The sequence below is a fragment of the Rhodanobacter sp. Root627 genome (genome assembly GCF_001427835.1).
GTDB classification, from domain to species: domain Bacteria; phylum Pseudomonadota; class Gammaproteobacteria; order Xanthomonadales; family Rhodanobacteraceae; genus Rhodanobacter; species Rhodanobacter ginsenosidimutans.
Window position 1 is genome coordinate 248868 of sequence record NZ_LMGW01000003.1, and the last position, 24655, is coordinate 273522.

The 24655-nt window shown below is 64.3% G+C and carries 23 protein-coding genes; 18 read left to right on the forward strand and 5 right to left on the reverse strand.

The window, feature by feature from the left end; genetic code table 11:
• Positions 1–106: 106 nt before the first annotated feature.
• Complete coding sequence (locus tag ASD68_RS13935) at positions 107–889, reverse strand: SDR family oxidoreductase (protein ID WP_056607833.1); 783 nt, start codon at positions 887–889, stop codon at positions 107–109.
• Positions 890–972: 83 nt separating this feature from the next.
• On the opposite strand from ASD68_RS13935, the gene ASD68_RS13940 reads away from it, so the two are divergent.
• Together ASD68_RS13940 and ASD68_RS13945 are read left to right on the forward strand one after the other, a co-directional pair.
• Positions 973–1185 (forward strand): hypothetical protein, encoded by a 213-nt coding sequence (locus tag ASD68_RS13940; RefSeq protein WP_056607835.1) that lies wholly within the window; start codon positions 973–975, stop codon positions 1183–1185.
• Positions 1186–1400: 215 nt separating this feature from the next.
• Positions 1401–2246: an ATP-binding cassette domain-containing protein gene (locus ASD68_RS13945; RefSeq protein ID WP_056607838.1), complete on the forward strand. Its 846-nt coding sequence runs from the start codon at positions 1401–1403 to the stop codon at positions 2244–2246.
• Between the two features lie 6 nt (positions 2247–2252).
• Here the strand turns inward: ASD68_RS13945 and sppA are convergent, their stop codons facing one another.
• Complete coding sequence (gene sppA / locus ASD68_RS13950; protein ID WP_056607840.1) at positions 2253–4130, reverse strand: signal peptide peptidase SppA; 1878 nt, start codon at positions 4128–4130, stop codon at positions 2253–2255.
• Positions 4127–5548 carry an MATE family efflux transporter gene (locus ASD68_RS13955; protein WP_056607842.1) on the reverse strand — a complete coding sequence of 474 codons (1422 nt, stop codon included), beginning with the start codon at positions 5546–5548 and terminating at the stop codon, positions 4127–4129. Before ASD68_RS13955 ends, sppA begins: the two co-directional genes overlap by 4 nt.
• Positions 5549–5653: 105 nt before the next feature.
• On the opposite strand from ASD68_RS13955, the gene ASD68_RS13960 reads away from it, so the two are divergent.
• The 11 genes from ASD68_RS13960 (at position 5654) to ASD68_RS14010 (ending at position 19658) form a co-directional block, all read left to right on the forward strand.
• Complete coding sequence (locus ASD68_RS13960; protein WP_056608090.1) at positions 5654–6856, forward strand: DUF3667 domain-containing protein; 1203 nt, start codon at positions 5654–5656, stop codon at positions 6854–6856.
• Positions 6857–7259: 403 nt separating this feature from the next.
• Complete coding sequence (locus ASD68_RS13965) at positions 7260–9434, forward strand: primosomal protein N' (RefSeq protein WP_056607845.1); 2175 nt, start codon at positions 7260–7262, stop codon at positions 9432–9434.
• An 89-nt stretch (positions 9435–9523) separates the two neighbouring features.
• Positions 9524–11380 (forward strand): M1 family metallopeptidase, encoded by a 1857-nt coding sequence (locus tag ASD68_RS13970; protein WP_056607847.1) that lies wholly within the window; start codon positions 9524–9526, stop codon positions 11378–11380.
• 222 nt (positions 11381–11602) lie between these two features.
• Positions 11603–12547, forward strand: a complete 945-nt coding sequence (locus ASD68_RS13975) for an alpha/beta fold hydrolase (protein ID WP_056608092.1) — start codon at positions 11603–11605, stop codon at positions 12545–12547.
• Positions 12548–12678: 131 nt separating this feature from the next.
• Positions 12679–13263 (forward strand): sterol desaturase family protein, encoded by a 585-nt coding sequence (locus tag ASD68_RS13980; protein WP_056607849.1) that lies wholly within the window; start codon positions 12679–12681, stop codon positions 13261–13263.
• A 296-nt stretch (positions 13264–13559) separates the two neighbouring features.
• On the forward strand, positions 13560–14213 hold the full coding sequence (locus ASD68_RS13985; protein ID WP_056607851.1) for a hypothetical protein: 654 nt from the start codon (positions 13560–13562) through the stop codon (positions 14211–14213).
• The gene (locus ASD68_RS13990; protein WP_056607853.1) at positions 14210–16483 is read left to right on the forward strand and encodes a hypothetical protein; all 2274 of its coding nucleotides are present in this window, start codon (positions 14210–14212) and stop codon (positions 16481–16483) included. The genes ASD68_RS13985 and ASD68_RS13990 overlap by 4 nt, the downstream gene beginning before the upstream one ends.
• 323 nt (positions 16484–16806) lie before the next feature.
• Positions 16807–16929, forward strand: coding sequence for a hypothetical protein (locus tag ASD68_RS17400; RefSeq protein ID WP_255357735.1), 123 nt, complete (start codon positions 16807–16809; stop codon positions 16927–16929).
• A gap of 216 nt (positions 16930–17145) precedes the next feature.
• On the forward strand, positions 17146–17766 hold the full coding sequence (locus ASD68_RS14000; RefSeq protein WP_056607858.1) for a hypothetical protein: 621 nt from the start codon (positions 17146–17148) through the stop codon (positions 17764–17766).
• A gap of 3 nt (positions 17767–17769) precedes the next feature.
• Positions 17770–18927: an XRE family transcriptional regulator gene (locus ASD68_RS14005; protein ID WP_082546082.1), complete on the forward strand. Its 1158-nt coding sequence runs from the start codon at positions 17770–17772 to the stop codon at positions 18925–18927.
• A gap of 257 nt (positions 18928–19184) precedes the next feature.
• Positions 19185–19658, forward strand: coding sequence for a hypothetical protein (locus ASD68_RS14010; protein ID WP_235578748.1), 474 nt, complete (start codon positions 19185–19187; stop codon positions 19656–19658).
• A 410-nt stretch (positions 19659–20068) separates the two neighbouring features.
• On the opposite strand, the gene ASD68_RS17335 is transcribed toward ASD68_RS14010, so the two are convergent.
• Positions 20069–20455: a hypothetical protein gene (locus tag ASD68_RS17335; RefSeq protein WP_235578749.1), complete on the reverse strand. Its 387-nt coding sequence runs from the start codon at positions 20453–20455 to the stop codon at positions 20069–20071.
• On the opposite strand from ASD68_RS17335, the gene ASD68_RS14015 reads away from it, so the two are divergent.
• The 3 genes from ASD68_RS14015 (at position 20454) to ASD68_RS14025 (ending at position 22038) form a co-directional block, all read left to right on the forward strand.
• Entirely contained in the window at positions 20454–20939 is a 486-nt protein-coding gene (locus ASD68_RS14015; RefSeq protein WP_235578750.1) for a GyrI-like domain-containing protein, read from the forward strand. The genes ASD68_RS17335 and ASD68_RS14015 overlap by 2 nt on opposite strands.
• 222 nt (positions 20940–21161) lie before the next feature.
• Entirely contained in the window at positions 21162–21560 is a 399-nt protein-coding gene (locus tag ASD68_RS14020; RefSeq protein WP_235578751.1) for a metalloregulator ArsR/SmtB family transcription factor, read from the forward strand.
• Positions 21538–22038, forward strand: a complete 501-nt coding sequence (locus ASD68_RS14025; protein ID WP_056607864.1) for an SRPBCC family protein — start codon at positions 21538–21540, stop codon at positions 22036–22038. Before ASD68_RS14020 ends, ASD68_RS14025 begins: the two co-directional genes overlap by 23 nt.
• A 52-nt stretch (positions 22039–22090) precedes the next feature.
• On the opposite strand, the gene ASD68_RS14030 is transcribed toward ASD68_RS14025, so the two are convergent.
• The gene (locus ASD68_RS14030) at positions 22091–22981 is read right to left on the reverse strand and encodes a LysR family transcriptional regulator (protein ID WP_056607867.1); all 891 of its coding nucleotides are present in this window, start codon (positions 22979–22981) and stop codon (positions 22091–22093) included.
• A 148-nt stretch (positions 22982–23129) separates the two neighbouring features.
• Between ASD68_RS14030 and ASD68_RS14035 the strand changes: the two genes are divergently transcribed.
• Together ASD68_RS14035 and ASD68_RS14040 are read left to right on the forward strand one after the other, a co-directional pair.
• Entirely contained in the window at positions 23130–23729 is a 600-nt protein-coding gene (locus tag ASD68_RS14035) for an NADPH-dependent F420 reductase (protein WP_056607868.1), read from the forward strand.
• Between the two features lie 73 nt (positions 23730–23802).
• Positions 23803–24597, forward strand: a complete 795-nt coding sequence (locus ASD68_RS14040; protein ID WP_056607870.1) for an SDR family oxidoreductase — start codon at positions 23803–23805, stop codon at positions 24595–24597.
• Positions 24598–24655: the final 58 nt, after the last annotated feature.

A 24655-nucleotide genomic window follows, 5' to 3' on the forward strand; every position in this document is an offset into this window, starting at 1 on the left:
GGATTCGGGATTTGGAAAAGCGTCGCGACTGAAGTCGCTCCTACAAGGCGCGCGGCGCCCTTGCTATTCCCTATTCCCTTTCCCCATTCCCTGCCCCACCGGCCCCTCAGAAACCGTAATTCAGAAACCCGCCATCCACACCCAGCACCTGGCCCGTGACATAGCTGGCGGCCGGCAGGCACAGGAAGGCGATGGCGGCGGCCACTTCTTCCGGTTCGCCGATGCGTTTCAGTGGCGTGCGCTCCAGCACTTCGTCCAGGTAATCCTCATCCAGCAGGGCCGGCTCCGAGCGTTGCGTGCGGATGTACCACGGCGCCACCGCGTTGACGCGGATGCCGTCCACCGCCCATTCCGCCGCCAGGTTGCGGGTGAGCTGGTGCAGCGCGGCCTTGCTCATGCCGTAGGGAGAGCCGGTGCGCACATGCGTGACGCCGGATACGGAGCCCACATTCACGATCGCCGCATGCGCGTGCTGCACCAGTTGCGGATGCGCCAGCCGGCACATCTCGAAGGCGGAGAAGAGGTTCTGCTCGAAGATGCCGCGCCATTCGGCTTCGCCGTATTCCAGCGTGGGCTTCACCACATTGCCGCCCACGTTGTTGACCAGCAGCGACAGCGGTGCGCCGAGGTCGGCGATCCAGTCGAACACGGCCAACCTGTCCTCCGGTTCGGCCAGGTCGGCGCCGAACGCCAGCACGTCGCTGGCGGGGAAATCGTCGGCCAGCTCCACGCGAACCTGTTCCAGATAATCCTCGTCACGCGCCACCAGCAGCAGGTTCGCGCCCAGCCCGGCCAGCTCGCGGGCGGTGGCGTAGCCGATGCCCTTGCTGGCACCGGTGATCAGGGCGGTATGGCCTTGCAGCTGCCAGGCGTCGATGCGGCTGTTCATGCGCGAAAGCTTACACGACGGCTTGCCGCCAGCCAGCCAGCGGCGCAACACTCGACGCTTACCGCCGCCGACGGATCACGCGCATGAAAACCATCGCCCTGCCGCTGTTGTGCCTGTTCGCCCTGGCCGGCTGCTCCGGCACGCCCGCGCCGCCGCCCGGCGATCCGCCCAAGCCCCAGGCCAGTACGCCGTTCGATGCGCTGAAAGCCAGCGAGCAACGCGCCCGCGATGTGCAGAAAACAGTGGATGACCACGCGGCGGAGCAACGCAAACGGATCGACGCGGCGACGGAATAGGCCAACGGCCACCCCAGACAACCCCCTCACCTGAAGGACTCCCTGCGGTCGCCAACCTCCCCCTGCGCGCAGGGGGAGGAGCCAGAAGCTGCCAGCGTTTCGCTCCCTCCCCTGCAACGCAGGGGAGGGCTGGGGTGGGGTCGCTCTTGATCTGCAGCTTTGGCCGACCACCGCGATCACCGATAATGGCCGTCCATTCATCACCCGGCCATCGCATGAGCTCCTCCCCCATCACCGCCCCGCCCCACGCTGACGTCGCTGCCGATGCGCCGGTGCTGCGCATCGACCAGGCCAGCGTGATGCGCGGCGCGCGGCTGATCCTGGACCGGCTCAGCCTGCAGGTGGATGCGGGGCAGCACACCGTGATCCTGGGCGCCAACGGTTCGGGCAAATCCACCCTGGTGCAGTTGATCGCACGCCAGCTGTATCCGCTGGTGCGCACCGATGGCGGCGGCCCCAACGTCAGCGTGTTCGGCCGTGACCGCTGGAACGTCAGCGCATTGCGCCAGCTGCTGGGCATCGTGTCGCCGGCGCTGCAGCTCGACTACACCAGCGATGCGCCGCTGGAAGTATTCGATGCGGTGGTGTCGGGCTTTTTCTCCGCGCGCGGGCTGGGGCTGGACCACCAGGTCAGCGACAGCATGCGCGAACAGGCCCAGCAGGCGCTTGAGCGGATCGGTGCGGCGCATCTGATCGGCCGGCCGATGGCCACACTGTCCACCGGCGAGGCGCGCCGCGTGCTGATCGCGCGGGCGCTGGTGCACCGGCCGCGGGCGCTGCTGCTGGACGAACCGTGCGCGGGGCTGGACATGGCCAGCCGCCGCCACTTCCTGGAGAACCTGCGCGAGCTGGCCCGTGGCGGCACCACGTTGATGCTGGTGACCCACCACGTGGAGGAAATCGTGCCGGAAATCGCGCAGGTGCTGTTGCTGCGCGAGGGTCGGGTACTTCGCCAGGGCAGCAAGGCCGACGTACTCACCGGCGCCGCCTTGAGCGAGGCGTTCGGCATGCCGGTGCAGGTGCAGCAGCATGGCGACTACTACGCCGCCACGCCCGCCTGAGGGTGCTTACCAGGGCGCGCAGAAACAGTCGGCGTAGACGTTGGGCTTGCCCGCCTCCGCGTTGCGCAACAGCCGCAGCGGTCCCGTCATCGCCGGCACCCGGGCGAACCAGCGCGGCAGTTGCACGCCCCAGCTCTGCAGCACGTGCACCGTGGCGCTCTGGTTGAAGCCGAGCAGGAACCGTTCCAGTCCGCCCAGCGGCGTCTCCTGGTAGCGCACGCCATAATCCTTGCCCAGCTTGGCGCGCGTGGCGGCATCGGCGATGGCATCCTGCAGGCCGCCCAGTTGATCGACCAGTCCGCGTTGCAGCGCCTGCTCGCCGGTCCACACGCGGCCCTGGGCGATCGCGTCGATGGCGGCGTAGCTCTGGCCGCGCGCGGTGGCCACGTTGCCCACGAAATCGCGGTAGCCCTTGTCGATGATGGCCTGGATCACCGCACCCACGTTCGGGTCCAGCGGGCGGGTGATGTCGAACGCGCCGGCCATCGGGCCGGTGGCCACGCCGTCGCTCTGCACGCCCAGTTTCGCCAGCGTGCCGGGCACGGTGTAGAACAGGCCGAAGATGCCGATCGAGCCGGTGATGGTGTTGGGCTCGGCGAAAATGCGGTTGGCGTTCATCGAGATCCAGTAGCCGCCGCTGGCCGCCACGTTGCCCATCGAGACCACCACGGGAATGCCCGCCGCGCGGGTCAGCGCCACTTCGCGGCGGATCTGCTCGGCCGCGTAGACCTCGCCGCCGGGCGAGTTCACCCGCAGCACCAGCGCCCTGGTCTTGCGGTCCTCGCGCGCGGTGCGGATCAGCGCCGCGGTGGATTCGCCGCCGATCGATCCGGGCGACTGCTTGCCACCGGTGATCTCGCCCTCGGCCACCACGACGGTGACGCCCGGCGCGCGCGCATCCTCGCGATCGGGTTGGGCGGCGGCGTAATGCGACAGGCTCACCTCGCGGAAGCCATGGCCCTTCTTGTCGGCCGGCACGCCCTGCTTGCGCAGCATCGCGATCAGTTCCGCGCGGGTGGCGGTGCCGTCCACCAGGTGCTGGTTCAGCGCCAGTTGCGCCAGGTCGCCCTGGGTGCCGGCGATGTGCTGCGGCAGCTGGTCGATGTCGTCGCGCAGGGTTGCCGGCGCGATCTTGCGCAGCGCCGCCACCTCATCCAGGTAGCGGTCCCACAGCCCGTTCATCCAGTAGCTGTCGGCTTCCTTCGACTCGACCGAGGCGTGATCGAGGATGTACGGCTCGGCCGCGCTCTTGAATTCGCCCACGCGGAACAGGTGCACGTCCACGCCCAGCTTGTCCAGCAGGTCCTTGTAGAACAGCCGGTAATTGGCCAGCCCGGTCAGCATCACACCGCCCTGCGGGTCCACCAGCAGGCGGTCGGCATGGGCGGCGAGGTAGTACTGGCCCTGGTCGAGATTGACCGCCCACGCAATCACCGGCTTGCCCGCGGCGCGGAAGCGGTCCAGCGCCGCGCCCACTTCGCGCAACGCGGCAAAACCGCCACCCTGCAGACCATCGGGCAGCAGCAGGATGCGGGTGATCCGCGGGTCGGTCGCCGCCGCATCGATGGCGCCGACCAGGTCGCGCAACTGCACCTGCTTGGGGTCCTCGCCGGACAGCCGCGCCAGCGTGCGCTGCATCGGGTCGATGCTGTACTGCTCCACCAGTTGGCCATCCAGCTTCAGCACCAGCACGCTGTGATCCTCCACCGAGCGCTGCATGCGGCTGCCGGCGATGCCAGCCGTCACCAGCAACAGCAGCACGAACAGCACGCCGAAAAACACCAGGTTGACGATCACCAGCCGGACCACGTTGATGCCGCGCCCCAGCGTGGCCAGGAACGCGCCGAAACCACGGCGACGACGGAACGGGGGCGGTGGCGTCATGCGCGTTCTTCCACGGAGGTCAAAGTGGCAGCGTAGCCGGTCGGGCCGCCGTGGTCATGCACGCGCCAGCGTTGTTTCCAGGCGCTGCGCCAGAAACGGGTGAGCAGCATCACCGCCGCCACCGACAACCCCGCGATCAGCCCCATCCACATGCCGCGCGCGCCCAGGCCGTGGTGGAACGCCAGCCACCAGCCCACCGGCATGCCAATGATCCAGTACGCGAACAGGGTGATCGCCATCGGGATGCGGGTGTCCTTGAGCCCACGCAGCGCGCCATTGGACGCCACCTGGATGCCGTCGGAAAACTGGAACAGCCCCGCCAGCATGATCAGCTGCATCGCCAGCGCGATCACCTTCGGGTCATTGGTGTAGAGCGCGGCGATGTAATGAGGCAGGGTCAGCATCAGGCCGGCCGAAAACAGCTGCGTCACCAGGGTCAGCCCGATCCCGCAAAAACCGGCATAACGCACGCCGCGCGCATCGCCGCGACCCACCGCGTTGCCCACTCGCACGGTGATCGCCATGGCCAGCCCCAGCGGGATCATGAAGAACAGCGAGGCGATGTTCAGCGCCACCTGGTGGCTGGCGATCACGTCCTCGCCCAGGGTGGCGATGATCAGCGCGGTGGCCACGAACAGGCCGGCCTCGGCCAGCAGCGACACCGCCATCGGCAGACCGATGTGGATCAGCGCGCCGATGCGGCGCAAGTGCGGCCGTTCGAAATGGTCGAACAGGCCCAGCCCGCGGTAGTTGCGATGGCGCAGCACGTAGAAGCCGAATGCCAGCATCTCCAGCCACAGCACGGTCGCCGTGGCCACGCCGCAGCCGTGCGCGCCCTGCGGCGGGATGCCCAGCTTGCCGAACATCAACACGTAGCCCAGCGGCACCAGCAACACCAGCCCGCCCAGGCTGAAATACATCGACGGCCGCGTCAGCGACAGCCCTTCGGACAGCCCACGCAGCGCGAAATAGCAAGTCAGTGCGGGCGCGCCCCAGCTGATCGCCAGCAGGAATCGCTGCACCTCGTCCCGCAGGCTGGGCGTCACCCCGATCAGGTCGATCAGCGGCGCGGCATGGCGCACCGCAAACCACAGCAGCACGCCCATGCCCAGCGCCAGCCACAGCGCCTGGTGGAACACCGCGCCGACTTCCGCCCGGCGGCCCGCGCCATCGAGCTGCGCCACCGACGGCGGCACCGCCATCATCATGCCGATGCCGCTGACGATCGCCAGCGACCAGATGCTGGCGCCCACCGCCACCGCACCCAGCACGTGCGCGCTGACGTGGCCGGCCAGCAACGCGTCGATCACGTTGCTGCCGATGGCCGCCAGCTGGGCGGCGATCAACGGCAGCGCAAGATGGACGGTGGCGCGCACCTCATGCAGCAGGCGGGCACGCTCGGGACGGAAGGATTTCATCGATGCACGGGCTCTGGGGGCGGCCATTCTAGCGGAGCCACAGGTCACGCCCGTGTGCCGGTCGGCCTGTGCGAAAATCGCCCGCTGCACCGGATGGGGACCGCGATGAAGCAACTGACCAGCTACGAGGGATTGCATTGCGCCAATTGCGGTGCCGCGATGCAGGGCGATTTCTGCCACGAATGCGGCCAGTCCATCCACAGCGTGCTGAAGCCGATGCACCACATGGTCGAGGAAACCGTGGAGACGGTGCTGCACATCGACGGCCGCATCGTGCAGACGCTGCCGCCGCTGCTGCTGAAGCCGGGCTTCCTCACCCTGGAATACTTCGCCGGCCGCCGCGTGCCGTACATCGCGCCGTTCCGGCTGATGTTCGTGCTGTGCCTGTTGAGCTTCTTCGTCTGCCATCTGGCGTTCGACCGGTTCGCCAAGGTGGTCGCCGAGAACAGCACCCCGACGATAACCGTCAATGGCAAGCACTTCTCCGACGCCAACACCCCGCGCGAGGTGCGCGAGCTGCTGCAACGCCAGCTGGACACGCTGCCGCATATCGACAGCTACGGTTTGCTGTCGTCTGCACAGCTCGACCGGTCGGCCATGAGCATGCGCAAAAAAGCCAATCGGCGGCTCATCGAGCTGGGCGCAGCGCCGATGTCGGCCGCCTCGCTGGCCACACCGGCGGTGCCTGCGGTGGCGGCATCTACCGGCAAGACGCCAGGCAGCCAGGGGCATGATGCGCTGGACGACGTCCTGCAGCAGGAATCGCGCCCCGTCCATCTGTCGTGGCTGCCCGACGTGGCGAACGCCCGCCTCACCGTGCTGGGCCAGCACCTGCACAAGAACGTGCGGGACCTCAAGGATGGCGATCCCGCGGCCCGCGCCGAGGCGAAGCAACGCATGATCAACGGCGTCTTCGGCGCGCTGCCGATGACCATGTTCATCCTGATTCCGGTATTTGCCGGCCTGCTGAAGCTGTTCTACGTGTTCCGCCGGCGGCTGTACATGGAGCACCTGATCGTGGCCCTGCACAGCCACGCGTTCATGTTCCTGGCGCTGCTGCTGCTCGCCCTGATCGGCATGCTGTCGGCCTGGCTGCAACCGCACGCCGCCTGGACAGCCGCGCCGCTGGGCTGGCTGCAGACCCTGCTGGCGCTGTGGGTGCCGACCTACCTGCTGATCACGCAGAAACGCGTGTACCACCAAGGCTGGCCCATGACGGTGCTGAAATTCTGGTGCATCGGCTGGTGCTATTTCTGGCTGCTGACGTTTGCGCTGATGGTCGCCGCGGCCCTGGGGATGGCCCATTGAGGCGGCTTTCAAACGCTTGTCATGGCGGGTTTTGCACAGCGTAACGAGACTGTCAAGGCGCTCTCGGGGGCGATGACAATTGTGTGAACCCTGCCCCAACCGAATTTGCAGGTTGTTGAAATAACAGATGTTTTTTTGCCTGACCAAAACATGGTCAAGGTGACCAAAAAGGCGCCACGGCGCGCTTCGGGGCACCCCCTCCCCGCTGCATCCACAGACTTATCCACAGCTCTTGTGGATAAGCATAAAAACCGCCAGCGGTTAGTCACTTACCCTCGCTTCCTCGATAGGCGGGCAGCAAAGTGGCGCAACTCGATCCATGCGATTTGCCTGCCATCGCGGCGGGCGAAACCCTGGGGGTCGACCGGCGCCGCCGCTACACTGGTGCGCCACGAGGTAACCCATGCCCGCTGTCCTTCGCGTCGCCCTGCCGGTGCCCTTGCCCGCCCTGTTCGACTACCTGCCGCCCGCGGTCGGTGAGGCCGGCGTGGGCGCGCGGGTGCTGGTGCCGTTCGGGCGCCAGCGGCTGGTTGGCGTGGTGGTGGCGATCGACGCCGAAGCCGCCGTGGAAAGCCGCCGGCTGAAGCAGGCGCTGCGCCTGCTCGACGACGACGCGCTGCTCGACCCCGAACTGATGCAGACCCTGGCCTGGGCCGCCGACTATTGGCTCGGCGCGCCGGGCGAGGCCTACGCCAACGCGTTGCCGCTGGCCCTGCGCGAACCGAAACCGCTGCCGCCGATCGGCGACGAATACTGGTCGCTGACCCTGGCCGGCCGTAGCGCCCACGACGCCGGCAGCCGCCGCGGCGGCAGCAAGGCGCTGCTGGCCCTGCTGGCCGACGGCGCACTGAGCGCGCAGGAGCTGACCGAACGCCAGCCCGGCTGGCGCGAGGCAGCCCGTCGGCTCGCGAGCGCCGGCCTGCTGGAGCGCAGCGAGCGGGCGCCCGCGGAACGTCCGCTACCCGCTTCGTCCGCACCGCAGCTCAACGACGAACAGCAACAGGCGGTGGCCGTGGTGGGCGCCGCGCTGGGCGACTACCAGCCCTTCCTGCTCGACGGCGTCACCGGCAGCGGCAAGACCGAGGTCTACCTTGCCTTGATCGAACAGGTGCTGGCGCAAGGCAAGCAGGCGCTGCTGCTGGTGCCGGAGATCGGGCTGGCGCCGCAGACCGTGCGGCGACTGCGCCAGCGGCTTGGCGTGATCGTGGAAGTGCTGCATTCCAGCCTGTCCGAGGGCGACCGCGCACGCGCCTGGCTGCGTGCCCGCGCCGGCAGCGCGCGGGTGATCCTGGGCACGCGCTCGGCCGTGTTCACGCCGCTGCCGCAGGCCGGCTTGATCATCGTCGACGAAGAGCACGACAGCGCCTACAAGCAGCAGGACGGCTTTCGCTACCACGCCCGCGACCTGGCCCTGGTGCGTGCGCGTGCGCTGGGCGTGCCGGTACTGCTGGGCTCGGGCACCCCGTCGCTGGAATCACTCGCCAACGCCGCCGCCGGCCGCTACCGCACGCTGCACCTGCGTGCCCGCCCCGGCGCCATCCGTCCGCCGCAGGTGCAGATCGTGGACATGCGCGCGCAGCGCCTGCAGCACGGCATGTCGCCCGCGCTGCTGGCCGCCGTGGCCGACACCGTGGCGCGCGGCGAGCAGGCGCTGGTGTTCCGCAACCGCCGCGGCTACGCACCGGTGCTGCTGTGCCACAGCTGCGGCTGGCATGCCGGCTGTCCGCACTGCGACCGGCCGCTGACCCTGCACGCCGGGCGGCGCCAGCTGATCTGCCATCACTGCGACCACCGCCAGCGCATGCCGCAGGTCTGCCCCGTCTGCGGCGTGGGCGACCTGAAGCCGCAAGGCCACGGCACCGAGCGACTGGAAGAAGCGCTGGTATCGCTGTTTCCGCAGGTGCCGGTACTGCGCGTGGACCGCGAAACCACCCGCCGCCGCGACGCCTTCGAGCAGTTGCTGGCGCAATTGCAGGACGACGCGCCCGCCATCCTCGTCGGCACCCAGATGCTGGCCAAGGGCCACGACCTGCCCAACCTCACCCTGGTGGCCATCGTGGGCGTGGACGAAGGCCTGCACAGCATCGACTTCCGCGCCGAAGAACGGCTGGCCCAACTGGTGGTGCAGGTGGCCGGCCGCGCCGGCCGCGCCCGCAAACCCGGTCGCGTGGTGCTGCAAACCCATCAACCCGAACACCCGCTGCTGCGCAACCTGCTGGCCCGCGGCTACGCCGCCGCCGCCACCGATCTGCTGGACGAACGCCGCAAGATCCAGTTGCCGCCCTACAGCCACCAGGTATTGCTGCGCGCCGACGCGCCCCAACGCGACCACGTCGACGCGTTCCTGCGCGACGCGCGGGCACTGCTGCCCGAACTGGATGCGGTGCAAATTGCCGGTCCGATGCAAGCGCCGATGCCGCTACGCGCCGGCCGCCAACGCGGCCAACTGCTGCTGGAAAGCACCCAGCGCGGCGTGCTGCGGGGGATGCTGCGACCATGGCAACACGCGCTGTTCGCGCTGCCCTCGGCACGACGCGTGCGCTGGTCGCTGGATGTGGATCCGATCGATCTTTACTGAGCCGCCCGCATCCCGTGCCCAACTTCCGCCACGGGTCGCGGCCGACAGGCCGGTGGCATACTCGCCCTTTTGCCGGCCCGGAGCCTCCCATGCGATTCCTGCCCGCCCTCGCTTTCGGCACGCTGATGCTGCCGCTGGCCGCCCTGGCCAATGATCCCAACTCCTACGCCCAGCCCGACCAGGTGCGGGTGACCCATCTGGATCTGAACCTCCATATCGATTTCCCGCACAAGCAGCTCGACGGCCAGGCCACGCTGAAACTGGACTGGACGAACCCGCAGGCACAGTCGCTGGTGCTGGATACGCGCGACCTGAAGATCGCGAAGATCGAGGCGGTCGGCCGTGACGGCAAGACCACGCCGCTGAAATATGCGCTGGCGCCGCGCGACAAGGTGCTGGGCAGCAAGCTCACCATCGCCACGCCGAAGCATCCGGCACAGGTGCGCATCGTCTACACCACCTCGCCCGGCGCGTCGGGCCTGCAGTGGCTGACGCCGGCGCAGACGGCGGACAAGAAGTTGCCCTTCATGTTCTCGCAGTCGGAGTCGATCCACGCCCGCTCGTGGGTGCCGCTGCAGGATTCGCCGGCGATCCGCTTCACCTACGACGCCCACGTCACGGCGCCGAAGGACATCCGCGTGGTGATGAGCGCGCCGAACGACGCGAAGCATCCGCTGGATGGCGATTACCGTTTCAACCAGACGCACCCGATCCCGTCGTACCTGCTGGCCATTGGCGCCGGCGATATCGCGGCGAAGGAAACCGGCCCGCGTTCGGCCGTCTATGCGGAGCCGTCGGTGGTGGCCAAGGCCGCGCACGAGTTCGAAGACACCGAGAAGATGATCGCCACCGCCGAGCGGCTGTACGGGCCGTACCGCTGGGGCCGCTACGACATCCTGGTGCTGCCGCCGTCGTTCCCGTACGGCGGCATGGAAAACCCGAACATGACGTTCGCCACGCCCACCGTGCTGGTGGGCGACAAGAGCCTGGTGTCGCTGGTGGCGCACGAGCTGGCGCATTCGTGGTCGGGCAACCTGATCACGGCTGCGTCGTGGCGCGACATCTGGCTCAACGAGGGTTTCACCACCTACGTGCAGGGGCGCATCACCGAGGCGTTGTACGGCAAGCCGCTGGCCGATGAGGAAGCGCTGCTGTCGGCGCGCGCACTGCAGAAGGACATCGCCGCGATGCCGGCCAACGCGCAGAAGCTGGCGCCCGATCCGCGCGGTGTGGGTGCCGACGATTCGTTGTCCGACGTGGCCTACGACAAGGGCTCGTGGTTCCTGCGCACGCTGGAGCAACGCTTCGGCCGCGCCGATTTCGACGCCTACCTCAAGGGCTATTTCGACCACTTCGCGTTCCAGAGCATCACCACCGAGCAGATGCTCGACTATCTGAAACCGAACCTGATCGAGAAATACCCCGGCAAGATGCGCTGGGACGAAGTGCAGGCCTGGGTCTACGGCACCGGCATTCCGAAGGATGCGCCGCTGCCCGATTCGCCGCGCTTCAACGCGATCGACAAGCAGCGCAGCGACTTCCTGGCCGGTTCGCTGGCCGCCGCCAAACTCGACGCCAAGGGCTGGAACACGCAAGAGTGGATGTACTTCCTCGACCGCCTGCCCGACGCGCCGCCGCTGGCGAAAATGCAGCAGCTCGACGCCGCCTGGCACCTCACCGGCACGCCCAACGCCGAGATCGGCATGCGCTGGTACAGCCACGCCATCGCTGCCGGCGACAAGGCCGTATGGCCCGCCGCCGCCGAGCACATGATCCGCATCGGCCGGCTCTACCTCACCACGCCGCTGTACAAGGCCTTCGCGAAAACGCCTGAAGGCCTGGCCTATGCCGAGCAGGTTTACGCGAAAGCCAAAGCCGGCTACCACCCGCTGACGCAGCAGGCGGTGGAGTCGATCATCGCCAAGGCGAAGAAGGCGCAGCACTGAGGCTCCTTCCCCGCAGCGCAGGGGAGCGAACCTGATTTTCTCCTCCCCCTGCGCAGCAGGGGGAGGCTGGGAGGGGGTAGGCTTTTGACCTTCACCAGGATCAAGAGCGACCCCCTCTCCAACCCTCCCCTCCGACGCCGGGGAGGAGCGATTTCTCCCATTCCTTCAAGAAAAACCACCATGCCTCCAGCCACCAACGCCACCACCCCGCTATGGAAACGCATGCTGCTGCGGCGGCTGAAGTTCCTGGCGTGGCTGGGCGGTCTGCTGGTGATCGTGCTGGGCGGCAGCTACCTGTTCGCGCCGCAATGGCTGATGCAGGCCAACCTCAAGCGCGAGGCAATGGCGGCGCATCTGCAGGTGCATGCCGTGCAGGCCGGCGACACCCGCTGGGCGTATTACGAAGGCGGCGAAGGCCCCACCATCGTGCTGCTGCACGGCTTCGCCACCGACAAGACCGAGTGGCTGAAAGTGGCGAAGGAGCTCACGCCGCACTTTCACCTGATCATCCCCGACATGCCTGGCTGGGGCGATTCCTCTCGGGTGGCGGGAGCCAGCTACACCATCGAGACGCAGGCGGCGCGGCTGGATGCGTTCGTGCAGACGCTGCACATTGGCCAGTTCATGCTGGCCGGCCACTCGATGGGTGGCGTGATTGCCGGTGTCTACGCCAGCGAGCACCCCGACCACGTCACCGGCCTGGCGCTGCTGGACAGCTTCGGCCTGAAGAACACGGGCAACGCTTTCACGCGCGACGCCGCGGCCGGCAAGAACCCGTTCGTGTTCGACGACCGCGCCGGGCTGCAGCGCGCCATGGCGCTGGCATTCACGCAACCACCCGAACTGGCCGGGCGCTTCGCCGACGTGCTGGTGGCGCGCAACCAGCGTGATCGTGCCTTCATCGAAAGCAGCTTCAACACGCTGCGCCAGCCATCGCAATACCTGTCCCTGCAGCAGCGCCTGGGCCAACTGACCATGCCCGTGCTTGGCTTGTGGTGCCACGACGACAAGGTCATGGACATCTCCGCGCTGGACAGCCTGCGCAACGGCCTGGTGTCCGCCAGCGCCATCAGCACCAGCGTCATCAGCGGCTGCAATCACATGCCGATGCTGGAAAAGCCCGAGCAAACCGCCACCATCCTGACCAGCTTCGCGCTGTCGCATTGACGGGACATGAAGGCCGGGCGCCCATCCCGACCGCTCCGTGATGCGTCACCGCAGGTGACATGGGAGAATGCGCGGGTCCCGGGCCCACAACGGCCCCGGCGCCCCTTGCACGATCACGGAACCATGCAGCGATGATGCGAAACCTTTTGCGCAACGGCGTGGATGCGATCGTGCGGATGTCCTCCACCCGCGCCAACTACTGGGGCGAGCTGGCGGTGGACGTGGCGCTTGGCGCCGTCCTGATGGTTGAAGGCGCACGCCGCCAGCCCGGCGCACTGCTGGGAACGCTGGCCATCGTGCTGGGCCTGTTCGCCTTCAGCTTCGTGGAGTACTTCTTCCACCGCTGGATGTTCCACACCCGCATCCCGCTGTTCGCGCAAGGCCACGAGCTGCACCACCAGCACCCGCTGGGCTACGACTCCCTGCCGTTCTTCCTGCCACCGCTCATCCTGCTGGCATTGACCGGCGTGTTCCTGGCCCTGATGCCCACCGGCTTCGCCCTGCTGCTCGCCAGCGCCATCACCTTCGGCTACATCATCTACGGCCTGGCCCACTTCATCATCCACCACGTGCGCTTCAAGCAGCCATTGCTGCGTCGCTGGGCCGGTGCCCATCACGTGCACCACTACCACCCCGGCACCAATTTCGGCGTCACCACGCCGCTGTGGGATGTGTTGCTGGGCACGCGTTATGTGCGGCAGGCGCGGGTGGGCTGATTCCTCTGCTCGCTTCTTCAGGAAGCTTTTTCGGTCAATCGATATAAACATCCGGCTGGTCGACCACAGCTAGCTTGCCGACGAGCCCGTCGCTTTTGAGCCTCGATGACCGGCGGCTTCCGACCCGAAGCAGACATTCCGACGCCCCAATTTGAGTAGTACGAAGGACGCGGCCTCTACCGCCAAGCGGCGGCACCAACTTTTGAGAAGGTGCGCCCTCTCTTCACATGGCTTTCCGCGGCAGAGGCGACGGGAGGCAATGTATATTGTTGGCTCCAAGGAGAGTCGAGCCACGTATGCACCAAGGCAAACACGGACTGCAAATATTCGACAAGATGGAGCGGCTGCTTCTGGAGGTCGGGCCGCATGTAATCAGTGAATCCCCGGAATTCGCTCAGAAGATCGGTGTGATCGCAGCTTCATGGTCGCAGGCCGAGGTGAATTTGAACTGCCTGTTTGCGATTCTTCTGGATATGACGCTCAAGGACGCAACAACGGAACTCAAGAAGTACGGTAGCGCAGCCAAGGCGACATCCAGAGCGAGAATAATCGCGGCTGAGACCCTCAAGGGAGACGAGTTGGACTCCCTCATCGAGATACTGAATCAGCTTGACGACGCACGCCTAAAACGTAATCGCGTCCAGCACGACGTGTGGGCACGGAAGGCAGGCGACAACCATCGGCTTTTCGCCGTTCATGCGAATGACTATCTTGACCTGGCTACCGAGATGATGGCCGTGGCCGAGTCGGACGCTGGCCTCGCTATAGAGTTCGCAATGGCCTTCACGACGAAGATCTCAAACGGTTACTCCGTCGAAGACCTTGAGAACATTGCCACGGAAATAGTCTCGGTCAGCAAATCGCTTCTGAATGCGATGTTCCATCGGATCGGGCTGCGTCTCGCAGAGACACATGCACCGGATCGAGCACATCACACGGCCGATCGATGACCATGCAGAAGCTGTGCGATCGACTTAGGAAGGCTTATGCAACGAATGCATTGCGGTTCTATCAGGCCGAGATCCGATTCGATCACTACCGCCTGCGTCATGGACTGAAGCTCGCGATGCTTGTCCTACTGGCCGCCATGCTTTCATGCGTGTTCGCGATGCCGTTCCTGCAGCGCGTGACCGGAGGATATTTCAGTAAAGAAGAGAGCTTAGCCACACTCAAAACACTTCTTGGCGGCACAGGAACGGCGTTGATCGGAGCCGCAACTATCGCGTTCTCGCTCGTCGTTTTCGCCATGCAGATCAATGTCGAGCGCATGCCGCATGGCTTGTTCAAGCAGCTAAGTTCGGACAGAAAGTTACTCGGTTCGTTTCTCGGATCGTTCCTGACGGCGTTAGTCGTCGCTGGGACGTCGCTGATTCCGGACGGAAGCTGGGCTATCCCTGCGATCGTTACGGCGATTTGGGGAATCGCCGCGATCGGACTGCTGTTTCTTTATGCGTACCGGCGCGCACTCCAGCTCATAAATCCGATCGAACAGCTCGCTATCATGTCGAAGGTGGTTCGACGGGACTTGCGGAGGTGGAACCGGCTAGCAGACAAAGCCGCCCTTCTTTTGGAGGAGGCGCAGCAACCCAGCATCGTTGACGATGACACAGAAATTCATTTCAACGCCCCCAAGGCCCATTTCTATGAGGTCAACGCCCACTGGACCAAATCCGCCGGGCAAGCAATCCATTACGCCATTTCTTACGCAAAGCGCTTCGCGGAGCAGGGTGACTACGAGGTCACGGATCACGCTTTCGAACGCATCATGCTGATCAATGCTACGTATTGCGCAGCAAAGAACGGCACTTTCGTGGGAACCATCCCATTCTTCGAGATGTCAGGCACCACCGACGGCTTCATCAACGCCTCGCTAGAGCAACTGCGACAGACGATGCAGGCCGCGTTGGCTAAGGGTGACGAGCGATTGGCGGAGGGCACACTGCGCGCTATGGGGGGACTGTATGGTGTATATCTGAAGATCGAGTATCCCGGGCGCGACCGAAGCAAGTATCACGCGTTACTTGCGTCCGGCTACATGGGATCAGCGGTCGAGTCCGTTATTCCCCACAACATGCCCGACCTAATGATGGAGGGCATCCGGCTGATGGGCCGCGCGTCGAGACTTGCGCTAGACCATACCAGACCGACCGAGATTGTCAGCGTGGTACAGAAGATCGCCACCCTTTCTTATGTCGGTGTGCTAAGGGCGAATCATCAACCAGTCACGCTGACCGCGTTCGAGCAGCTTGCCGAAGTCACCTACGACCTCCTGGCAAAGGGAAAGCACGATATCCGCTTCCCGATCCGCAAACTGCGTTCGGCAGTGACCGACGCGGCGAAACTGTTCCTGGAGACGCCCGACACTTCGCCCGGTTCGATGCACCACAATACGCTCGGCCCGTACTTTTCGAGCACCAGCATTTCTTCAGTCCGTGGAAGGCTCACATCGCTGGTCAACCAGTTATTGAAAGCGCCCGCGGACAATGCACGTGCCGGCGAGATTATCCGTAACATCGAGACATGGGCTGATCAGCTTTATGAACCGCAGAAGGAACTCCTCCTGCTTGCCGTACAGAAGCGATCCTCCTTTACCTTCGATGCCGTTACCTGGGCCGTTGGGATCTCCGAATTGCTGAATGCCCTATCGAACGCACCAGCTTGTTCGCAATACCTGAAGGAGAAGTTGAGAAAACACGCTATTTGGCTTGTTTCGACGTTGTCATGGCTCCCGGACGACAATGATTCGGTGAATTTTGCTGAGGCCTACTCCCTTACCGAAAATCTTTTTGAGGCAGCCTCCGATGGGTATCGGCGGGACTGCCTGGAGTTCTACGAAAGCTGCAAAGCACTCTTAATCGCGTGGGCGAAGAAGGGTGGAAGACACGAAACCGGCTGGGGAATTCTAGAAACATCGGTCGAAGGGCTAGCCGCCTTGGCGATCGGCGAGGGAACTCCGGAGGCCGCGACTGCACTCAAGACACGGTTCCGCCAGATGCTCGTCAGCGAAGGGGCACCTCCGGCGGAAGTGCGTGCCCGCGCCGCGGCCCATCTGGCGAGAAGCGCCAACCAGTTGCGGCATCTTGACGCTCTTCGCTCAATCGATCGTACGCTTGCGCAGCAAGACCATTTCGCGGTGCGCGCATTGCTGCTTGAGATGGCAGACATTCTTGCTGTAGAACCGCCGGCACACCAACGTCCAAACAACGGCGAGCCTGAGTAACGCAACCGAGGTCAAAGGGCACTTTCGAACGATCGTTTCTGGCCGACCTCTGCCCTTGCGACCCTTAGCAACCACCATCGCACAAGTTCGGCTCCCGCGTCTGGTGTAGTTAATGTGTCGTGGGAAAGGGGCCGGAAGCAATTAAAGCTCGTTAACTACCTCCGGCCCCATATCTGCGTTCGGTGGCGACTACCCACCAGCAAGGTGGCACGGAAGCGACGCGGCTGGGGAAGTTGGTCGCCTGTGCAGTAACCAGATTTGCCCAGCGTGCGATCGTGGAGTACTGGACGATCCGCCGCATGGTGCGGCCGACGGAACTTCCCATGAGCACGTTGGCGACCATCTTCGCGCACGTAGTCACTCGGCTGGATGATGAGTACCTGACGCTGCCTCCTTCTTTGGCGGCATTGTCGACAGCCATAACCCGCCACCGAACCATCAATTGAATGGTGGCCGGGCAACCTTGCCCATGGCTTCGCAATCTGGCGACATCAGCAGGCTAAGCATGCCGACGAATTTGACCATCGAGCTCGACTTCGACTGACAGCATGCCGATCGCCCAGGAGAGGTTTCCGTCGATGAGAAGGCTGGTTGACAACCAGAGGTTTTTGCACAACTATGCTCTGGGACAACTCTATTAATCTGCATAGATTGAGGACGCAATGGCCAGCACGCCGCACGAGTTCAATCCGGCATTGACCGAATACCGACTCCGCACTGTTGCGGAGGCCTTGCTTGAGGTGCTCTATGATACCGAGCTCGAACTCGCAGGCCCACTCGACGACGGCTACACGCGCGGTACGGCCACCTTTGGCCGACAGCGTAATGCCCTGATCCAACTGTGCAATAGCGGGCAGCACTCATGGCTCAAGCTGACCCATGCGGGTATGGATGTGACGTTCGAGATTGGCGGCGTGCCGTGTCGGTTCTTCTCCGATGATCCCACCAACCCGCGCAAGCCGGGCTTCTTTCGTCGGAATGACTCCGATCAGCTGTTCGACATCGAAGTCGACGCCCCCCTGATGTTCCGCTTCATCGTGGCCAAGGCGCAACACACCGATGAAGAAGCCGAAGTTTTCTTCATCGGCTATGACGTAAATCAGAACGAGTCGTTCCGCTGGCAGTACTCGCGCAGCACGCCTGCCTTGTCGAGTGTTGACGAGAGCCGGCCTGCTGAAGTTCCGTTGCCGAATCCGGCGGATATGTTGCGTCCGAAGAAACCCGACGCAGATGATGTCGGCAACGATCGTGCCGTGGGTGATGACGACGATGCACGGGGGTGATGCATGCCTGAGTCCGCTACAGTCCTTGGAGCCAATATCCGGCTAGCACGCCTGTTCCATGGCATGACCCTGGAAGACGTCGCTGCACGCCTGGATAAGACGCGCCAGTACGTCCACAAGATCGAAACAGAGCAGATCTTGCCACCGATGGATACCTTGGCGGCGATCGCCGAACTGACGCAGGTCGAACCTGCGTTTTTTATTACTCCTGCACCCGCCCCCGTGGCGGAGGAGCAGTGTCACTTCCGTAAGCACTTCACCACACGCTCGGCGATCAAGCATGTGGCCTTGGCAAAAGGCGAGATGTTCCGCCGGCTCGTGGCGGGGTTGGAAGAGAAGCTGGAATTGCCTCCCCCAAACATTCCCCAGCATGACGTGCACTCGCTGATAGAGATCGAGCGTGCAGCGGAGGCCTGTCGCTCTCACTGGGGACTGGGCTTCGGTCCGATCCAGAGCATGATCCGGGTGGCAGAACTTGCCGGGGCAGTGGTCACCTCGTTCAAAGGCGTTTCTCGCGAGGTGGATGCATATTCGATTAGCGCGGCGCGCCCCATCATCGTGGTAAACAGCGAAGAGGCTTCAGCCTGTCGCGTCCGGTTCGACGTCGCTCATGAACTGGGACACTTGGTGCTGCATGTGGGCTTGACGACGGGTGATCGCAAAACCGAAGGCGAAGCCAACCGTTTCGCCGGCGCCTTCCTGCTGCCACGTTCGAGCTTCGTGAAAGAGTTTCCGCGGTTGCGTGGTACCTATCTGAACTGGCATGGCCTTTCCGAGATGAAGCTTCGATGGAAGGTCAGCAAGGCGGCATTGCTGTACCGGGCACGCCAGCTCGCATTGATTTCGGAAGACCAGTACCGCACAGGCGTTATCCGGCTCAATCGTGGTGGCGAGGCAAAGGTCGAGCGCGAAGATGCGCTGATCGCAACGGAAACTCCCGAGCTGTTTGCACAGGCCGTGCGATTGGACATGAAGTATCAGCGAGTTGACTTGGTCGCCTATTCCAGGTTGTTCGCCGTCAAGCCGCCCGTGCTCGTAGAATTTCTAGGGGAACAGTCGGTCCCCGTTGGCAACAAGTCTCTGCCTCAAGCGGACAATGTCATTTCGCTAGCCGAACGCCGTAAGGTCATTGGTTCGGATACAGGGTGTCGCTGCGGGTAACGTTGATCAAGATACTGGCGCTCTAATCACGACCGATTGACTCGATTGATCAACTTCGTTGGTACGCGAAGTCTGCGGATTAAATGGACGACATTGCATTCTTTGACACGTGGCCGAATCGCCCTACTTGCCCGCTGACGGTTCCGTGGCCCGATCAGGGAAACCCAGGCGCAGTTCGTACCCTCACGCACGCGTCGGAGTGGCTGGACCTCATCCGCGGGTGTGATCTACACGATACGGTGCCATTGATCGTGTCGGTGAGATTCTCCCTCGCCCAGAAGCTCTATGCCTACGGCTGGTTTGAATACGGTTTCATCAAGTCCGGTGAATTAGCTGCGGTCGTTGCCCTCGAGCTCGCGTTGCTAGATCGTTATGGCAGTCAGGTCACTGGCGCACAAGCGAAGAAACGGAAGAAAGACCCAGCACAAGCAACAACCAAACCGCGCGCTCCGATGTTTTACGACCTGTTGCGCTACATGGTCGATAGTGAAGGGTTGACTGATAGCGCGCTCCCATCCGCGCGGATCTATGGCAGTCCAGTGGTCAGTCGTCTGTATGAGAGTGACAAGGAACGCGAAACGCGCAAGGGAACCCTCATCGGTCCACCGATAACACTGGTCGGCATCCGGAACGGACTCGCTCATGGCGATCCCTACGACGGCATGCCGTGGGGCGGCTTGCTCGAATTGGTGCGAGACCTCATCGAATTCGCTTACCGCGACATACGATGACTTTGAGAATGTAGCCGTGGTCAGGCGAAAAAGGGGCCGGAGGTGATTAAAGCTTGTTAACTACCTCCGGTCCCTATCTCGGGCATTGCAACCGTGGTCTGCAGCCGTGACTCTCAATGTCCGGTAATGGCCGGGAGCGGGCGTTGTGCGGAACACAGATCCCTCCGCATTGGTGCCCCAGGAAGGCTTAGTCGCACCTGTCCGCGTCTGACCGAAGCGAGCGACCCACGGGCGCGCGGTCCGCACCCGAATGGTGCTGCCTCGCGCCGGCGCTTGCCGTTGTACATGTAGCTTGCGACAGCCGGTCGCCTACCGCCGAGGCTCGAACAAAGAGCGCAATATCGGCCGGGCACGCCGCGCCTGTGCGCGTCATCCTGATGCGGCCAAAACGAACGACCAAGATGACCGGCCTAGACCACTACCACGCGCGGATGCAAAAGGTGCTCGACCATATCGAGCGCCATCTCGATGACGACTTGAACCTCGAAGCTCTGAGCCAAATCGCGGCGTTCTCGAAGTACCACTTTCACCGGCAGTTCGGGGCCTTCTTCGGCGTCTCCCTTCATCGGTACGTCCAGTTTGGCGCGTCTGCAACGCGCATCAAAGCAATTGGCCCATGTGCAAGGGCTGAGCGTCACGCAGATCGCCTTGGACGCCGGATACGAGACGCCGGACGCGTTCGCCCGTGCATTCCGGCAGAGGTTCAAGCAATCACCATCGACCTTCCGGAAGTCTCCCGATTGGGAGCCATGGCTTCTGGCTTTCCGGCCCTTCCATGCCGCCAGGAGCAAGATCATGAGCACCGCCTACACGCACGACCAAGTGACCATCCGCGAGATCGCACCCACCCCTGTCGCGATCTTCGAACATCGCGGCGACCGCCGCACCATCGATGCGACGATCCAGCGATTCATCGCCTGGCGCATGGCAGCTGGGTTGTCTCCCAAAACGAGCCCGACGTTCAATATCTGGTATTCGGAGCGGGATCCCGTCAACCCTGCCGACTACAGCATGGATCTTTGCGTCGGAATCAAAGCCGGCTACGCGATCGAACCGAACGAAGACGGTGTGAAAGCTGGCGAGATCCCCGGCGGACGATGCGCCGTGCTCCGAGTGACTGGGGACACTCACAACCTGGAGCCAGCCGCCCTGTTTCTATATCGGGACTGGCTGCCGGCAAGCGGTGAGGAGATGCGTGACTTCCCCATCTACTGCCAACGCCTGTTCCTTAACCAGCCCGAGTTGGGTACGGCAGCTGAGCTGTTCCTGCCTTTGCGTTAGCCACGCGCAACTCGGCTGCCGCAGGCAGACGAAAGCTCTTGCTCTGGAGTCACGCACAACGGCAAAAGCATCGCGCACAGGGTGCGCTCCTGCAAACATCAAGAGCGTCGCGACTGAAGTCGCTCCTACAGGGAGCGGCGGCTAACGCGCTGCCATGTGACGGCCCTGGCCACCTACTGATCCCGTGATTTTCGACCAAACCGCCGGCGGAGTATCCGCCGCTTGCAAGTCGTCAAAGTCCGCCATACAGTGAACCATATGGTTCAGTATCAAGCTCGCCTCGACGCAACGTTTGCCGCGCTTTCCGACGTCACCCGACGTGGTGTGCTGGAGCAGCTTGGCGGTTCGGATGCCTCGATCTCCGACCTTGCCCAAAGGTTCCACATGAGCCTTACGGGCATGAAGAAGCACGTCAGCGTGCTGGAGCAGGCGGGGCTGGTGACGACGGAGAAGGTCGGGCGCGTCCGAACCTGCAGGCTCGGACGGCGCCGGCTGGAAGAAGAGGCCGCCTGGATCGAGCAGCACCGCCAGCTCTGGAGCGCACGCTTCGACGCGCTGGACAAAGTTGTCGAGACCCTGAAACGCAAGGAGAACGCAGATGGTCAAGGCAAAAGAAGGTAATCCCGCCGCGACGAACCGCACTGCCGTGGAACGCAAGTCCGACCACGAACTCGTCGTGACACGAACATTCGATGCGCCGGCGCGCATCGTGTTCGAAGCGTGGAGCAAGCCCGAACTGTTCCAGCAGTGGTGGATTCCGAAATCGGTGGAGCTCACGCTGCTCTCGTGCGACATGGATGTGCGCACCGGCGGCACGTATCGCCTCGTATTCAGCCACCCGGCGTCCGATCAACCGATGGCGTTCTTCGGCACCTACCGGGAGGTGGTCCCGCAAAAACGCATCGTATGGACGAACGAGGAAAGCGATGGGGGCGCCGTGACCACGGTGACGTTCGAGGATGATGCCGGCAAGACGCGGGTCACCCTGCACGAACGCTACCCCACGACAGCGGCCCTCGACGACGCCCTCGCCGGCTCGGCGGAAGGCCTGCCCGAACAGTTCGCGCAACTGGATGCGTTGCTCGCCACCGGCTGGTGACCGTGTGGCGGCTGGTGGATGGGTGGGAGCCCTCCCTCGGTGCTGATCGCCGCTAAAGCCGCGGCGACAGCGCCTGCACGAAGTAGTCGGTTACGCGATGCACGCGCGCCGATATGAAACGGCGTTGCGGCCAGACGACGCTCACGTCCCGGGTGCCCATCACGAAGTCGTTGAGTATCGTGACGACGTCGGGATGTGCCAGTTCCTCGGCAAGCGACGCTCGCGTGAACATGCCGATGCCCACGCCGGCCAGCACGCCCGTGCGTATCGCGTCGACGCTGTTGGATGAAAAATTGCCGCGCACGGGTACGTTGAACGGCCCTTCCGGGCCGGTGAACGGCCAATGCGTCGACTCCACCATGCCTTCGTACACAAGGCAGTTGTGGTCGACCAGGTCGGCGGGCGTCTTTGGCGTGCCCTTCAACTCGAAATAGCGGCGTGACCCCACGCATACGAGGCTGGTGCTGCCTATGCGTCGCACCACGGCGTCGGGTTCGTTGACGGTGCCCACCCGGATCGTCAGGTCGATGCGGTCTTCCACCATGTCGCGCGCCGCATCCGAAAGGAGCAGCTCCACTTTCAGCCCGGGATGGCGCGACAACAGCCCGGGTATCAGCGGAAGAACGTGGAGCCGGCCGAACGTCGAGGGCGCGGCGATCCGCATGCGCCCGGAGATATCGAGGGTGCTGCTGGTCAGCTCGTTGTCGGCCGCACCGATCTCGTCGAGCAGCGGCTTGGTGCGGTCGAAATAGCGCTGGCCCTGATCGGTCAGGGTCACGCTGCGCGTACTTCGATTGAACAGCACCACGCCCAGGCGCTTCTCCAGCGCACCAATGGCCTTGCTGATGGCGGACTGGGTGCTGCCGATTCGTCGCGCGGCGGCGGAAAAGCCGCCCGCCTCGACCACGGCAATAAAGGCGCTCAGTTCTTGAAACCTGTCCATCGCGATCCCCGGGCCGTACGGCCGATTGATTCCAATACGGAATTGAGCTTATGGGAAATCGCCTGATTATCATTCCTTCCGGCGCTAATTACGATCTCTCCGCACTGAAGCACGGCGCTTCACCTTCCATCATTACCGGAGAGACATCATGCGTTACGCCATCATCGGCGCGGGTCAGATCGGCCAGGCCCTCGCCCACGCTTTTGCCCGCAAGAACATCGACGTTGCCGTGGCGAGCACGCGCCCACCCGAAGCGATCGCCCCGCTGGCGAAGTCGATTGGCCCCACGGTCGCGCCCCGTTCGCTGAAGGACGCGCTGGAAGCCGACATCGTCTTTCTGGCGGTTCCCTTCTGGTCGCATCGGGATGTCGCGAAAGCGGCTGAAGGCTGGAGCGGCAAGATCGTCGTCGACGTGACCAACGCGTACGGCGTGCCCCTGGAACAGCTCGACGGCCTGCCCTCTTCGGCCGTCATTGCCCGCGCCCTGCCGGGGGCGCGGCTGGTCAAGGGCTTCAACCACCTGCCGGCCGGCGTGCTGGCCGAAGACCCCTCGGTCAAGGGCGGAAGGCGGGTGGTCTTTCTGTCCAGCGACGACGACGCCGCGATAGCGCCGGTGGCCGCGCTGGCGGAACAGTTGGGCTACGCGCCGGTGGATCTGGGACGGCTCGACGAGGGCGGCGCGCTGGTCCAGGCGCGGGGCAACCGCTGGACCCAGCTTATTTTCCAGGACCTCATCAAGTTCGATTGAACGCGCTCGGCCGAGCGGCGTTGCATCCCGTCGCGCCGCACTTCCGGCGCACTCGCAAACCAAGGAATACATCATGAAAATCGATTTCACGGGCCGCAAGGCCGTGGTTACCGGCTCCACCGCGGGCATCGGCCGCGCCATTGCCGAAGGGCTGGCACGTGCCGGGGCCTCGGTGGTCATCAATGGCCGCACTGAGGAGCGGGTCGCCACGGCGCTGCGGGAGCTGCGCGCGGAATTTCCCGATGCGGAATTTGCCGGCGTCACCGCCGACCTGGCAACGCCGGAAGGCTCGGCCGCGCTGGTGGCGCAGGTGCCCGACACCGACATCCTGGTCAACAACGTGGGCACGGCGCACCTCAACAACTTCTTCGAGCAGAGCGACGACGAATGGCTCGACCTGTTCCAGCTCAACGTCATGAGCGGCGTGCGCGCCGCCCGCCATTACGTGCCGAAAATGGTGGAGCGGGGACGGGGGCGCGTGGTGTTCATCAGCAGCGAATCCGGGCTCAACATCCCCAAGGACATGATTGACTACGGCGTCTCCAAGGCCGCGCTGCTCGCCGTGTCGAGGGGCCTGGCGGAACTGGTGGCCGGCACGGGCGTCACCGTCAATGCGGTCGTCCCCGGCCCCACGAATTCCGAGATCCTGTCGGGCTGGATGAAGGCGATGGCGGCGGAACAAGGCATCACGCAAGCCGAGGCCGAGCAGCAATTCCTGAAGACGGCGCGCCCGACGTCGCTCATCAACCGGTTCTCGACGACGGAAGAAGTCGCCAACATGGTTGTCTATGTCTGCTCGTATCAGGCCTCCGCGACGACCGGTGCGGCCTTGCGCGTCGATGGCGGCGTGGTGCGTTCCATCGGCTGAGGACGGAGTCGCACGGCGTGGGTGCAGTCGGCCGCCATTACCCTGGTCGGTCGACTCG